Origin of the sequence: Rhodococcus sp. AQ5-07 (genome assembly GCF_009707305.1) — a bacterium.
GTDB lineage: Bacteria > Actinomycetota > Actinomycetes > Mycobacteriales > Mycobacteriaceae > Rhodococcus_F > Rhodococcus_F erythropolis.
The window spans coordinates 4230645-4242807 of the sequence record NZ_CP046099.1 but is presented as its reverse complement, the minus strand read 5'-3'; the positions used below and the strand labels follow the sequence as shown (position 1 = coordinate 4242807).

Sequence of the window (12163 nt, the reverse complement as noted above, 5' to 3'; positions counted from 1 at the left end):
GTGAGAGCTCAGTCGGCGAAGCTCAGGCCGCGTTCGGCGAGTGCTTCACGCAGAATCCTCAGAGCCTTCGGTCCCATCCCGTGCAGAGCGCCGAGTTCCTTCTCGGACACGGACGTCAATTGCGCGAGATGGGTGTAGCCCGCTCCGATCAGCGCGCGCTGTGCGGGAGCTCCCGTTTTCGGGAAGTCGGTTTCCACTGTGCCCGGATCCGGTTCTGTCACTGGTCAACTCCTCCGTGTGGGTTTTCCACAGTTTAGCGAGCGTCGTGAACGATTTCGGGGCTGTCGATTTTGTCGGGCGTTCGCGGAAGTGCGCGAGCTGCCACGGCAATGCCGATGATCGCGATAGCGGCGAAGGTGAAGAGAAGCAATTGCGCAGAACGAAGCGTCGACGGTTCGCCGATGTTCACCAGCACTCCGGCCAGGGCTGCGCCGAAGGCATTTGCGATCAGCTGAACGGTGTTGATGGCAGCGGAGGCACGCGCACCTTCTCCGGGATCGGTGACCGAGGTCATCGCACCGACTGCAAGATGGGGCCAGGCGATGCCGATTCCGACGCCGGCGACCAGCAGTCCGATCACCCACGCGACCATCGCACCGGCGCCGGCGTGTTCGGTGAGAAATGCTGCCATGATGCCCAACCCGATCGCGACGAGGATCGGACCGCTGACAACGATTCGTCGCACGATACGAGGGGAAGTCGCCGAGGCGCTCGGGATTTCGCCGAGAGTCCAGCCGAGAGCGAGTGCGGCCCCGAGGAATCCGGCCGCGAGCGGTGCCAGTCCGGCAAGTCGTTGGCCGAAGAGTGGAATGAACGTCTCGACGGTCGACGCAACAGCTAGGACGACGATGGTCAGGTACACCCACTTGAGCGACGACGCGTTGAACGTCGACGGCGGTAGTACGCCGTGGCGCGAGCGACGGTCAGCGGCGACAAAGGCGATCAGTAGCAGCACAGCGGCGAGAACCATTGCTGCGGTCACTGCGAGGTTCGACAGAATTCCGGCAACGCTGACCAGCAAAGCTGCCGCAGTCAGCAATGCCAGTGAGAGGACCGGTACCGGGCTACTGGTGGTGCTGCCCGGTTCATGTGCCGGTAGCGCGCTGGGGACGAGAGCTGCGACTGCGATCGTCGCGATAACCAGAACGCCGAAAGCCCATCGCCAGGCTCCGAATTGAGCAAAGACGCCGCCGATTGCAGGGCCGGCGAAGGTGCCGACTCCCCACATTGCCGAAACCAGCGCGGCCCCGCGGGTCCACAGATGTCTGGGGAGCGCGGCATTGATGACGGCGTAACCGAGACCAGCCAGCAGGCCACCTCCCGAACCCTGGATCGTGCGGCCGACCAACAGCAATTCCATGGTCGGGCTGACCGCACAGACGACGGTGCCGAGCGCGAAGATCGCGAGGCCGATCAGGTAGGCCCCGCGCGGTCCCCTGGCGGCGAGGACGTTGGTGACCAACATCGAGGAGATGACGGAAGCGATGAGGAAGACCGTCGCGGTCCAGGCGTAGTACTGCTGACCGCCGATGTCGTCGATGGCAGTCGGAAGCAGGCTGGTCGTCAGGTAGACGTTGGTCGCGTACAGCGCGACGCCGCCTGCGAGGACGGTAGCGGTGCCGAGGTATCGACCGCTCAGGAGCTGCCGCCAGGTTCCGGCGGGAGCATCGGTGGGGGAGTGCATGTTGTCGAAGGTAGAATCTCAAGTGCGCTTCAGGTCAATGTCGCGCAGCCATTGGGAGGCAGAATGATCCGTAAGAGTGACGAACTTCTCTCGATCGGTGAGGTATCGGCGCGCACCGGCGTCGCCGTGTCGGCGGTGCGCTACTACGAAACACTCGGTCTGGTTCCTGCAGAGCGGACGGCAGGAAATATGAGGAAGTTCCCGCGGCACTCGATCCGGCGGGTGTCGCTCATCCAGTTGGCAGTCAGGTTCGGGATACCTCTGGCCGAAGTTGCCGAAGTATTCGGGTCGTTGCCGCAGGGACGAACTCCGACGAAGAAGGACTGGCGCAAGATTTCGACGGAGTGGAATCAGCGCCTCGAGGAGCGCAAGCAGGCCATCAGCCGGATGCAGGACGAACTGACGGGCTGTATCGGCTGTGGGTGTCTGTCACTCAAGACATGCAACCTGCTCAACCCTGGAGACGAACTGGGCCGGGAGGGGCCCGGCGCCAGACGTCTCTGAAACTACTGTCGGTCACACTCTTTCGCGTGGCCGCGACTGAGCATTCCACCGACCACCACGACGCTCGATCTCGATGGGATGCGAGAAGCACTCGCTGATGTTCTGGGTGGTGATCACATTCTCGGCGAGGCCGCTGGCGGTCACGACGCCGTCCCTGATCAGGAGAGCATGTGTGGTGGTGCTCGGAATCTCTTCGATGTGATGCGTCACGAGGATGCTGGCAAGTGACGGGTTCTGATTGCGGAGATCGTCCAGAGCCGTCAAGAGCTGTTCGCGCGCAGCAAGATCGAGCCCGGTCGCCGGTTCGTCGAGCAGGAGCAGGCGTGGTTCCACCATGAGTGCACGGGCGATCAGGGCTCGCCCCCGTTCGCCCTGGGACAAGTTGGGCCACAGTGCGTCCGAACGCGGACTCATCCCGAGTAGATCGATCAGTGCGTCGGCATGAGCCTCTTGCTCCGGCGTCGGTGACCACCGCGGCATTACCTCGGTGGTGTTGGTGAGGCCGGTGATCACGACGTTGCGGACGGTGATCGGAATTCCGATCGTGTGGCGCGGGTTCACGTGCCCGATGTCCATCCGCAGTTCCCTCATGTCGACTCGGCCCAGCTTGTGCCCGAGGACGTAGACGGAACCGCGAGTGGGGTGGGCGGTTGCTCCGAGAAGGCTCAGTAGGGTGCTCTTGCCTGCACCGTTCGCGCCGAGGAGTACCCAGTGTTGCCCGGGTTCGATCGAAATGTTGATGTCTTTCAACAAGTATCGGCCGTCGCGGACGAGATCCACGTGTTCGGTCGACAGAACTGTGCCGTTGGGGTGTTGCACGAGAACTAACCTCTCTTAGGCGTCGAGCACACGCAACCGCCGTAAGACGGTGTCGATATTTGCTCGGGTTGCCGCTACCGCGGCTTCTGGGTCGGCGTCTTGAAGGGCCTCGACCAACTGATCATGGGCATGTGAGGTGTCGGGGACGCCGGCCTCGTGGGCCATCATCTCGACGAGGGATTCACGAAGGAGTGGACGCACCGACGTGAACAGCGAGAGCAGAACCGCGTTTCCGGACAACCGAACGACTTCGGTGTGGAAGTCGAGGTCGACGTCGACGAACTTTTCAACGTCACCCTCGAAATGACTGTGTCGCATGGTCAGTCGCCGCCGCAGGCCGTCGAGGTCCTCGGGTTGTACCCGCTCCGCGGCCAGTCTGGCGGCCTCGATCTCGAGTGCGCGACGGACTTCGAAGACCTCCAGGATGCGTGAGCGTCGAAGTAGCTTGGTGAATTCGTCGACGTGCTCGAGTTCGGACGCGGCAGCCACGAAGGTGCCGACGCCGTGTCGGACTTCGAGTAGTCCGTCGCGAGCGAGGAGGCGGATTGCCTCGCGAATCGAGGAACGCCCGACGCCGAGTTCGACGGCAAGGGCCGCCTCGCTCGGTATGCGCTCGGACGGCGCCCACGTTCCTTGCCTGATTCGCCCGCGAAGCAACTGTTCGAGTTGCGGCACCAGCGGACCACTGCGAAGTGTGAATCCTGTGTGGTCGTCGGACACGGCTTGCCTCTCGTGGGGGTACCGACAGCGTAACAACTCATCAGACGTCTGAGGACTCGGGTGGGCCGTGTGTCGGAGCAGTGCTCACGCAGTCGATACCGTCAGTTACGGGTGACGCCGAGGAGCAGTGCGATCAGGTCGAGGGCCGTCTCGATCTCCGCCTTTTCCCGCCCGAGTAGAGGGGCGTAGAGGTGCACGTCGCAGATGCGAACGAGAGCTTCGCCCAGCACTTGCGGCGAGAGCGTGATCGTCAGTTGGCCGGCGTCGACCTGGGACTGCAAGATTTCGGCGGTGATGGAAGCGGAGATCGATTCGATGGAGCCGGGCATCATCGCGAGTTTGATGAACACCATCGGTTCGCGTTTCGTCAGAGCTCGCAGTTCGGTCGACGATTCCACCGACCGCATGACGCGTCCGAAGACGTCGAGGATGTACTCCGGACCTTGCCCCGACGCCTGTGACATCGCCTTCCGGTATGTCCGTTCGGTGGCCTCGGCCAGCACTGTTCCGAGCAGTTCGTCGCGATTGCCGACCCAGCGGTAGAGCGTCGCGCGGCCTACTCCGAGACGTTCGGCGAGCAGTGACATGTCGAGTGGTTCCTCCGCGAGGTACATGCTCGCGGCGGTGTCGATCGCGCGTCGGCGTTCGAGGTCGGTAGGCATCGGGACATTCTCTCCGGTTGTCCGGTACTGCACAATTTCGGCGGTCGAACAGAGGTGGGCTTCGGGTGGATCGAACCTATTGACGAACCAAGCGACGTGAGACACACTAGCTCATTGTCTCATGTTAGTGATGGCGATCACAGTCAGGGGTTCGATCGATGAGTTCAGTACAAACCGTTCGTGGGCCGGTGGACACAGCCGATCTGGGAAAGGTGTTGATGCACGAGCATGTCTTCGTTCTGGGGGAGGAGATGCGTCAGAACTATCCCGACTACCCGGAGCCTTGGGACGAGGAGGCTCGAGTAGCCGATGCGGTGACCAAGCTGTCCGAACTGAAGTCGCGAGGGATCAGCACGATCGTCGATCCCACGGTCATCGGACTCGGTCGCTACATCCCGCGTATTGCGCGGATCAACGAGCAGGTCGATCTCAACATCATCGTCGCCACCGGCGTCTACACGTACAACGACATTCCGTTCCAATTCCATTACACCGGTCCAGGTTTGCTGTTCGACGTGCGCGAGCCGATGGTTGATCTATTTGTGAAGGACATCAAGGACGGCATTGCCGGCACAGACATCCGCGCGTCGTTCCTCAAGTGCGCCATCGAAGAACCTGGTCTGACTCCCGGCGTCGAGCGTGTGATGCGAGCGGTCGGTCAGGCGCAGGTCGAAACCGGGGTACCGATCACGGTTCACACGAACCCGCACACGGAATCGGGCCTCGTTGCGCAGAAGGTTCTGGCCGAGGAAGGTGCAGATCTGAGCAAGGTCGTCATCGGGCACTCGGGTGATTCGACCGACCTGGACTACCTGTGTGCTCTCGCCGATGCGGGTTCGCTACTCGGGATGGACCGTTTCGGTCTCGATGTTCTGCTCCCGTTCGAGGAGCGGGTGAACACCGTCGTGGAACTGGCCCGCCGAGGCTATGCCGAGAAAATGGTTCTGGCACATGATGCCTCGTGCTTCATCGACTGGTTCTCGAGTGAGGCCAAGGCAGCCGCAGTGCCGAACTGGAATTTCACCCACATCAGCGATCAGGTCATTCCCACGCTGCTCGAACGTGGCGTCACCGAAGATCAGATCAACACCATGCTGGTGGATAATCCGCGTCGGTACTTCGAGAGCTGAGTTATGACCAACGTGTACGAGAGCAAGCCATGGCTCGCCAATTACGACGCCGACACTCCGCCGAATGTGGACATCGAGCATGTCAATGCCCTCGCGATGTTCCGTGCGTCGCTGGAGCGCGATCGCACCGCCCCGATCATCAGGTACTTCGACAGGACCGTCAGCTTTGCCGAGCTCGACGAGATGTCGGACGCGCTTGCGGTAGCCCTCGCCGTGGACGGAATCGGGTTCGGCGACAGAGTTTCCTTTGTCCTGCAGAATGTTCCGCAGTTCGTCATCGCGACGGTCGCAGTCTGGAAACTCGGCGCTGTCGTCGTTCCGGTCAATCCGATGTACCGGGACCGTGAGCTGTCCACCGTACTCGCGGACAGCGGCGCGGTAGCAGTCATCTGTCTCGAGTCCTCGGCCGAGACCGTGGCGACTGCGTCCGAGGGCACCGAAGTGCGACGGGTCATCACCACGTCGGAACGGGATTTTCAGTCGCGCGACGATGAACGGATCTTCGGTTCGGCGTCCAGGATTCGTCATGATGGATTTCCGGACCTATTGGAACTGATCGAGGCTCATCGAGGACAGAAGCCCGAGAAGGTCGATCTGTCCCCGGAAGACCTTGCCTACCTTCCTTATACGTCGGGGACGACCGGCCCGCCGAAGGGGTCGATGAACACGCACGCAAATGTCGTGTTCGCAGCGCAGATCTATCGGGACTGGTTGGGGCTGAGCCCCGGCGGCGCGATGTTCGCGGTGGCGCCACTGTTCCATATCACCGGGTTGATCGGGCACGTCGCGGCTCCACTCCTGGCCGGCGCGCCCACGATTCTGACCTGCCGATTCCATCCCATCGTTGCAGCGGAGTCGATTTCGGAGCATCGGGCTACCGCGATCATCGGAGCGATCACCGTATTCATCGCGTGGACGGACAGCGCCGCAGTCTCGAAGGAATCGTTGAGCTCTCTCGAGTCGGTGTATTCAGGTGGCGCGCCGATCCCGCACGCGGCGTTGGAAGCGTTCCGGGCGAAGTTCGGTCACTACATTCACAACGGCTACGGGCTGACCGAGACGAACAGCCCGGCGATCGTGGTGCCGAATTCGCGTGAAGCGCCGGTAGATCCGGCGTCGGGGGCCGTTGCTGTCGGCGTTCCGGTATCGAATACGTACGCCGAGGTGGTGGACGAGAACGACAGGCCGGTACAGATCGGGGAGTACGGCGAGATCGTGGTCTCCGGTCCCCAGGTTGCACTCGGATACTGGAACAAGCCGGACGAGACCGCACATGCGATGCCGGACGGGCGTTTTCACACCGGCGACATCGGATTCATGGACGGCGACGGTTGGTTTTACATCGTAGACCGGATGAAGGATCAGATAAATGCCTCGGGCTTCAAAGTGTGGCCACGCGAAGTGGAAGATGTTCTCTACGAACACCCTGCCGTACGAGAGGCTGCCGTCGTCGGTGTCATGGATCCGTATCGCGGCGAAACCGTGAAGGCCTTCGTGTCCTTCAAGGACGGTGCCGAGGCGACCACCGAGGATCTGGTCGAGTTCTGCAAGGAAAGGCTTGCAGCATACAAGTATCCACGCATCGTCGAGGTCATGAATGACCTGCCGAAAACAGTGAGCGGCAAGATTCTTCGTCGTGAACTGCGGGTACCGAACTAGATCTGCCTGACAAACGAATTGCCGGCCGCCGACAAGGTGAGCCGGCCATTCGTCGTGGTGATCGGCGAGCATCGATAGGGGATTTAGTCCCTTATGCGGCAATGCATTTCAGTGATTGACATCACTCTTTTTGTATCGCAGACTGATCGCAACGCCACAGAGTTGAAGTTGGTGTCAGTTTCTACTTCTGGCCCGGTTTCACTTCTCAACTCCCGGCGCGACGAGCGTCCGACCCATCGAGGAGTAACCCATGACGAGATCGGCAGTGGATTCGAACACGCAGGCAGGGGGCCTGTCCGATCAGGAACGGAAGAAGAAGAAAGCGCACCGCAAACTTCTCGGCGCGGGACTGCTCGGCAGTTCCATCGAGTGGTACGACTTCTTCTTGTACGGAACGGCTGCGGCACTGGTCTTTCCGCATGTGTTCTTCCCCGATTCATCCGCACTGATGGGCACATTGCTCTCGTTCAGTACGTTCTGGGCCGGCTTCGTTGCCCGCCCCATCGGCGGTTTGGTCGCCGGACACTTCGGCGACAAGTACGGACGCAAGCCCGCCGTCGTCACCTGCCTGTTGCTGATGGCTGTCGCGACATTCCTGATCGGCGCGATTCCGAGTGCGTCGGCAATCGGCGTCGTCGCTCCGATTCTTCTGGTGACACTGCGATTCATCCAAGGTCTCGCCTGCGGTGGCCAGTGGGGCGGAATCGTCCTTCTCCTCACCGAATCCGCGAGTCCCAAGAAGCGTGGATTCTCAGGCACTTTCGGTCAGATGGGTGTCTCGTTCGGTGTAGTGCTGGGCAACCTGGTCTTCCTCGTCGCGACCGCGACCATTTCCAACGAAGCATTCCTGAGCTGGGGTTGGCGGGTTCCGTTCTTCGCCAGCGCGCTGCTCTTCCCTGTGGTTCTGTACATCCAGACGAAGGTCGAGGACACGCCGGAATTCCTCGAGTTGCAGGAAGACGCCAAGAAGAACCAAAAGGATGTCGTCGTTCAGGCTCCACTGGCGCAGGCGCTCAAGGATCACTGGCGCAAGATTCTGCTCGGTTGCGGACTTCTGGCCGCCACCAATGCACTGTTCTACATCAGCATCGCCGGCGTGCTCAGCTACGGCACAACCGAACTGGGGTTGAAGCGGAACTCACTGCTCATCATCTCGCTCCTGAGCGCGTTGCTGACAGTCGGCGTGGTGCTGTGGTCCGGGAAGATGTCCGACAAGATCGGTCGTCGTCCGATGATCCTGATCGGCGCCGCGGCGATCGTGGTCTGGGCATTCCCGTACTTCTGGTTGATCAACACCAAGTCCTTGCCGCTGTTCTTCATCGCAGTCACGGTCGGCAGCGTGTTCCAGTCGATGACCTACGGGCCTATCGCGGCATACATGGGTGAACTGTTCGCACCCAACGTGCGCTACTCGGCAGCATCGTTGGCCTACCAGTTGGCTGCGATCACGGTCAGCGGCGGCACCCCGTTCATCATGACAGCACTTATCGCGAAGACCGGAACCACGACATGGGTTGCCGTGTTCGTAGCACTCATGGGCTTGGTGACCTTCTTCAGCGCTTGGGTGCTGAAAGAGACCAACCCGAAGGAAGTTCGGGACGATCCGAACGCAATTCCGGGCGCGCACCTCTACGCCAGGTAATACCTTCGGTCTCGAACAGACGCCCGCTATCGGTCACCGGTAGCGGGCGTCTGACGTATAACTGGAGCATGGCTGCAGCACGCACAGGCTCCGAAGATGCTTCGTCGACAGTGTCACGGGAACTCCCCTCCACTCAGCGTGGTTTGCGTACGCGTCGAGCGTTGATCGATGCGGCTCGCACCGTCTTCGAACGGACAGGTTATCTGGACTCGCGTCTGATCGACATCACGGTGGAGGCGCAGTGCTCGGCCGGTACGTTCTACACCTACTTCGCAAGCAAGGAGGAGATCTTCGCGGCTGTGATGGAGCTGGCGCGCGAAGACATGATGCATCCGGGCATGCCGCACACTCCGAAAGGCGCGGATCCCGCTGAGGTCATCGCGGCGAGCAACCGCGCGTACCTCGAGGCGTACCGACGTAACGCGAAGCTGATGGGACTGCTCGAGCAGGTCGCAAGTATCGATCCGGAGTTCCGGGTTCTCCGGCTCGGGCGTGCTGACGCGTTTGTTCGACGCAACGCGCGCAGTATCGAGAAGCTGCAGAAAGCCGGTCTGGCGGACGCGAACCTGGATCCGCTACTGACGTCTCGGGCACTCTCCGGGATGATCAGTCGACTTGCGTTCGGGTACTTCGTATCCCGCGGCGGCGAGGACGGCGCCGCCGGAGTGACCTTCGATGGTCTGCTCGATACGGTCAACCGGTTGTGGATCAACACTTTACAATTCTCGCTGCGCCAAAACTGATGTTGACGCCGGGTTCATGTTTGGTGTCTGATGGAGCAATGACACCTACGCGTGCGGCAGTGCTCGTCGATTTCGGTGGAGTTCTCACCTCCAGTGTTCTTCAGGCCTTCGAAGACTTCGGGGCCTCGCTTGGGGGCGACCCACGACTTCCGTTGACCCTGCTCTCCCGCGACGACGTCTCGAAGAGGCTGCTCTCCGATCACGAATCCGGAAAGATCGACCAGGAGGCCTTCGAGGCCGGATTCGGAGAACGTCTACGAGCGCACGGCGCAGTCGTCGACAGCGTTGGATTGGTCGACCGTATGCAAGCCGGGCTGATTCGAGACGAGGAGATGGTGCGTCTGCTCGCAGACGTGCGGGCGGCGGGACACCCTGTTGCGCTCGTGTCCAATGCTTTCGGGCGTGATTGTTATGCGGGATTTGTCCTCGAGGACCTGGCCGACGAAGTGGTGATCTCCTCGGAAGTCGGGATTCGTAAGCCCTCTCGTCAGATCTATACCATCGCGTGTGAGCGACTGGGCGTCGCGCCCGAAGATGCGGTGATGATCGACGATCTGCAACAGAATCTCGACGGTGCGGCACGATTGGGGATCGCCGGCATTCTCCACACCGACGCGGAAAGCACTCGCAGACAATTGGCATCGACGTTCGGACTACTGCCCACGCAGTGAAACTGTAGGTTTCTCGGTAACACTCGAATACTGCTGGAACACTTTTGGAGGAACGAATGATTGCTGTCATCGCGGATATCACCGTCAAGGACGGAAGCGGCGAGCAGTTCGAAGCCGTAATCGCCGAACTTGCGGAGAAGGTGCGCACGGAGGAGCCCGGAACGGTTCTGTATCAACTGATCCGATCGAAAACGGATGCGAATTCCTACAAGTTCATGGAGTTGTATCAGGACGGTGCTGCCATCAAGGCTCACGGAACGTCCGAGCATTTCCAGGCTGCAGGAAAGGCGATGGCACCCTTCCTCGCCGGCGCCCCGCAGATCGAGTACTTCGACGCTCTCTGAGTGAGTGAACAGGTGAGCCCCGGCGAAATCTCGCCGGGGCTCACCTGTGTTTTCAGTTCTGCTTCTGGGCGAGGAGTTCGGTTCGGTCGATCGATCTCTTGAGGATCTTTCCCGTCGAACCCTTCGGGAGTGCGTCGATGAACTGGACGACTCGGGGAATCTTGTAGGCGGAGAGACGTTCCCGAGCCCACGAAGTGACGGCGTCTGCTTCGAGGTCGGAGCCTGGACGCACGGCCACCACTGCGGCAACTTCCTCCCCGTAGTAGTCGTCGGGTATGCCGATCACTGCGGCTTCGATGATGTCGGGGTGCTGGTAGAGCACCTCTTCGACCTCGCCCGGATAGACGTTGTATCCACCACGGATGATGAGGTCCTTCACTCGGTCGACGATGCGAAGGTCCCCGTCGGGATCGGTCTCACCGAGGTCTCCGGTGCGGAACCATCCGTCGTCGGAAAGAACGGCGGCAGTGTCTTCAGGGCGCTTCCAGTAACCCTTCATGACCGTCGGTCCTTTGATGAACACCTCGCCCACTGTGCCTGCCTCGCAAACATTTCCGTCGTGATCACGCACCTCGACCTCGGTGCGCGGTACGGCGCGGCCGGTGTATCCGATCTTTGCGACGCGGTCGATGCTGTTGAAAGTCCCGAACGCGCTCGTCTCGGTGAGGCCGTAGCCCTCGAGGATCGTGCAGTTGAACCGTGCTTCGAAGGCACGAGCGACTTCACCGGGAAGTGATGCGCCACCGGAGATTGCGATCCTGAGTTGTTCGAAGTCGGAGCTGTCCACATCGGCGGCGGCGTGCAGCATGGCATTCCACATGGTGGGGACACCGGCCATGATGGTGAGCTTGTCCCGGCGGACCAGGTCGAGCATGGCAGCGGGGTCGAACCGGGCGAGCAGGGACAGTGATCCGCCGCCGGTGAAGGTTGCCATCATGACCGAACCCTGGCCGAAGATGTGAAAGAGCGGCAGTCCGGTTCCGGTGCGGTCCGAAGGGTTTCCGCGGCTGCTCTCGGCGCCGATCTCACCGGCGGACAACAAATTCCCGACGGTCAGCTGAGCGCCCTTCGGGCGTCCGGTGGTGCCGGAGGTATAGAGAATCGCCGTGGTGTCTGTTGCTTCACGGTCGACCACAGTTGCGGGTGCATGATCGGCCTTCGCCGACTCTTCGGTGAGTGTCCACACCGGGACGCCGCGCGCACTCCCTGCATCTTGGACTGCGGGACCGAGCTGATGCCACGCGATGGCCAGGGAAATCTCCGCGTCGTCCAGAACGTACTCGACTTCGGGTTGCGCCGACATCGTGTTGATCGGCACCACGACACAACCTGCGGCCTGAATTCCCATGTACGCCACGACGAATTCCGCTACCGACGGTGCCGCTAGGAGAACCCGATCGCCTACGCTCAACCCGGCGTCGCGAATGCGGCCGGCGAACGCCAGGGACGCGTCGTGGAGCTGCCGGTAAGTCCAGTGTTCAGCCGTGCCGCGGATCGCAATGCTGTTTCGAATTGCGATGTTGTCCGGAGTGACTTCCGCGTGACGGGTCACCGGGTCGAGAACGCTAACCATGGTTCTGCCTTT

At 61.3% G+C, this 12163-nt stretch carries 13 protein-coding genes; 7 read left to right on the top strand and 6 right to left on the bottom strand.

The window, feature by feature from the left end; all coding sequences use genetic code 11:
* Positions 1 to 8: 8 nt before the first annotated feature.
* Together GJB56_RS19820 and GJB56_RS19815 are read right to left on the bottom strand one after the other, a co-directional pair.
* Complete coding sequence (locus GJB56_RS19820) at positions 9 to 221, bottom strand: hypothetical protein (protein WP_020971089.1); 213 nt, start codon at positions 219 to 221, stop codon at positions 9 to 11.
* A gap of 32 nt (positions 222 to 253) precedes the next feature.
* Positions 254 to 1684 (bottom strand): MFS transporter, encoded by a 1431-nt coding sequence (locus tag GJB56_RS19815; RefSeq protein WP_113682700.1) that lies wholly within the window; start codon positions 1682 to 1684, stop codon positions 254 to 256.
* Between the two features lie 63 nt (positions 1685 to 1747).
* On the opposite strand from GJB56_RS19815, the gene soxR reads away from it, so the two are divergent.
* A complete protein-coding gene (gene soxR, locus GJB56_RS19810) occupies positions 1748 to 2188 on the top strand; it encodes a redox-sensitive transcriptional activator SoxR (RefSeq protein ID WP_113682887.1) in 441 nt (146 codons plus the stop codon).
* A 12-nt stretch (positions 2189 to 2200) separates the two neighbouring features.
* On the opposite strand, the gene GJB56_RS19805 is transcribed toward soxR, so the two are convergent.
* From GJB56_RS19805 to GJB56_RS19795, 3 genes are all read right to left on the bottom strand, one after another.
* Positions 2201 to 3007 (bottom strand): ABC transporter ATP-binding protein, encoded by an 807-nt coding sequence (locus tag GJB56_RS19805; RefSeq protein WP_113682699.1) that lies wholly within the window; start codon positions 3005 to 3007, stop codon positions 2201 to 2203.
* Positions 3008 to 3022: 15 nt separating this feature from the next.
* The gene (locus GJB56_RS19800; protein ID WP_019745713.1) at positions 3023 to 3727 is read right to left on the bottom strand and encodes a FadR/GntR family transcriptional regulator; all 705 of its coding nucleotides are present in this window, start codon (positions 3725 to 3727) and stop codon (positions 3023 to 3025) included.
* A 101-nt stretch (positions 3728 to 3828) separates the two neighbouring features.
* Positions 3829 to 4389 carry a QsdR family transcriptional regulator gene (locus GJB56_RS19795; protein ID WP_003943195.1) on the bottom strand — a complete coding sequence of 187 codons (561 nt, stop codon included), beginning with the start codon at positions 4387 to 4389 and terminating at the stop codon, positions 3829 to 3831.
* Between the two features lie 158 nt (positions 4390 to 4547).
* On the opposite strand from GJB56_RS19795, the gene GJB56_RS19790 reads away from it, so the two are divergent.
* The 6 genes from GJB56_RS19790 (at position 4548) to GJB56_RS19765 (ending at position 10578) form a co-directional block, all read left to right on the top strand.
* On the top strand, positions 4548 to 5519 hold the full coding sequence (locus tag GJB56_RS19790; RefSeq protein ID WP_019745711.1) for a phosphotriesterase family protein: 972 nt from the start codon (positions 4548 to 4550) through the stop codon (positions 5517 to 5519).
* A 3-nt stretch (positions 5520 to 5522) separates the two neighbouring features.
* Positions 5523 to 7178 (top strand): AMP-binding protein, encoded by a 1656-nt coding sequence (locus GJB56_RS19785; RefSeq protein WP_113682698.1) that lies wholly within the window; start codon positions 5523 to 5525, stop codon positions 7176 to 7178.
* 250 nt (positions 7179 to 7428) lie between these two features.
* Positions 7429 to 8820: an MFS transporter gene (locus tag GJB56_RS19780; protein ID WP_019745709.1), complete on the top strand. Its 1392-nt coding sequence runs from the start codon at positions 7429 to 7431 to the stop codon at positions 8818 to 8820.
* 68 nt (positions 8821 to 8888) lie between these two features.
* Positions 8889 to 9563, top strand: a complete 675-nt coding sequence (locus tag GJB56_RS19775; RefSeq protein ID WP_113682697.1) for a TetR/AcrR family transcriptional regulator — start codon at positions 8889 to 8891, stop codon at positions 9561 to 9563.
* A gap of 38 nt (positions 9564 to 9601) precedes the next feature.
* Positions 9602 to 10234 (top strand): HAD family hydrolase, encoded by a 633-nt coding sequence (locus tag GJB56_RS19770; protein WP_113682696.1) that lies wholly within the window; start codon positions 9602 to 9604, stop codon positions 10232 to 10234.
* 56 nt (positions 10235 to 10290) lie between these two features.
* Entirely contained in the window at positions 10291 to 10578 is a 288-nt protein-coding gene (locus tag GJB56_RS19765) for a putative quinol monooxygenase (RefSeq protein ID WP_019745706.1), read from the top strand.
* Between the two features lie 52 nt (positions 10579 to 10630).
* Here GJB56_RS19765 and GJB56_RS19760 read toward each other — a convergent pair whose 3' ends face one another.
* A complete protein-coding gene (locus GJB56_RS19760) occupies positions 10631 to 12151 on the bottom strand; it encodes an AMP-binding protein (RefSeq protein ID WP_113682695.1) in 1521 nt (506 codons plus the stop codon).
* Between the last annotated feature and the right edge of the window lie 12 nt (positions 12152 to 12163).

Excerpts from the sequence above, each read along its gene's own strand:
- GJB56_RS19815 (WP_113682700.1), bottom strand. The coding sequence starts at position 1,684 with ATGCACTCCCCCACCGATGCTCCCGCCGGAACCTGGCGGCAGCTCCTG.
- soxR (WP_113682887.1), top strand. The coding sequence starts at position 1,748 with ATGATCCGTAAGAGTGACGAACTTCTCTCGATCGGTGAGGTATCGGCG.
- GJB56_RS19795 (WP_003943195.1), bottom strand. The coding sequence starts at position 4,389 with ATGCCTACCGACCTCGAACGCCGACGCGCGATCGACACCGCCGCGAGC.
- GJB56_RS19790 (WP_019745711.1), top strand. The coding sequence starts at position 4,548 with ATGAGTTCAGTACAAACCGTTCGTGGGCCGGTGGACACAGCCGATCTG.
- GJB56_RS19785 (WP_113682698.1), top strand. The coding sequence starts at position 5,523 with ATGACCAACGTGTACGAGAGCAAGCCATGGCTCGCCAATTACGACGCC.
- GJB56_RS19780 (WP_019745709.1), top strand. The coding sequence starts at position 7,429 with ATGACGAGATCGGCAGTGGATTCGAACACGCAGGCAGGGGGCCTGTCC.
- GJB56_RS19775 (WP_113682697.1), top strand. The coding sequence starts at position 8,889 with ATGGCTGCAGCACGCACAGGCTCCGAAGATGCTTCGTCGACAGTGTCA.
- GJB56_RS19770 (WP_113682696.1), top strand. The coding sequence starts at position 9,602 with ATGACACCTACGCGTGCGGCAGTGCTCGTCGATTTCGGTGGAGTTCTC.
- GJB56_RS19765 (WP_019745706.1), top strand. The coding sequence starts at position 10,291 with ATGATTGCTGTCATCGCGGATATCACCGTCAAGGACGGAAGCGGCGAG.
- GJB56_RS19760 (WP_113682695.1), bottom strand. The coding sequence starts at position 12,151 with ATGGTTAGCGTTCTCGACCCGGTGACCCGTCACGCGGAAGTCACTCCG.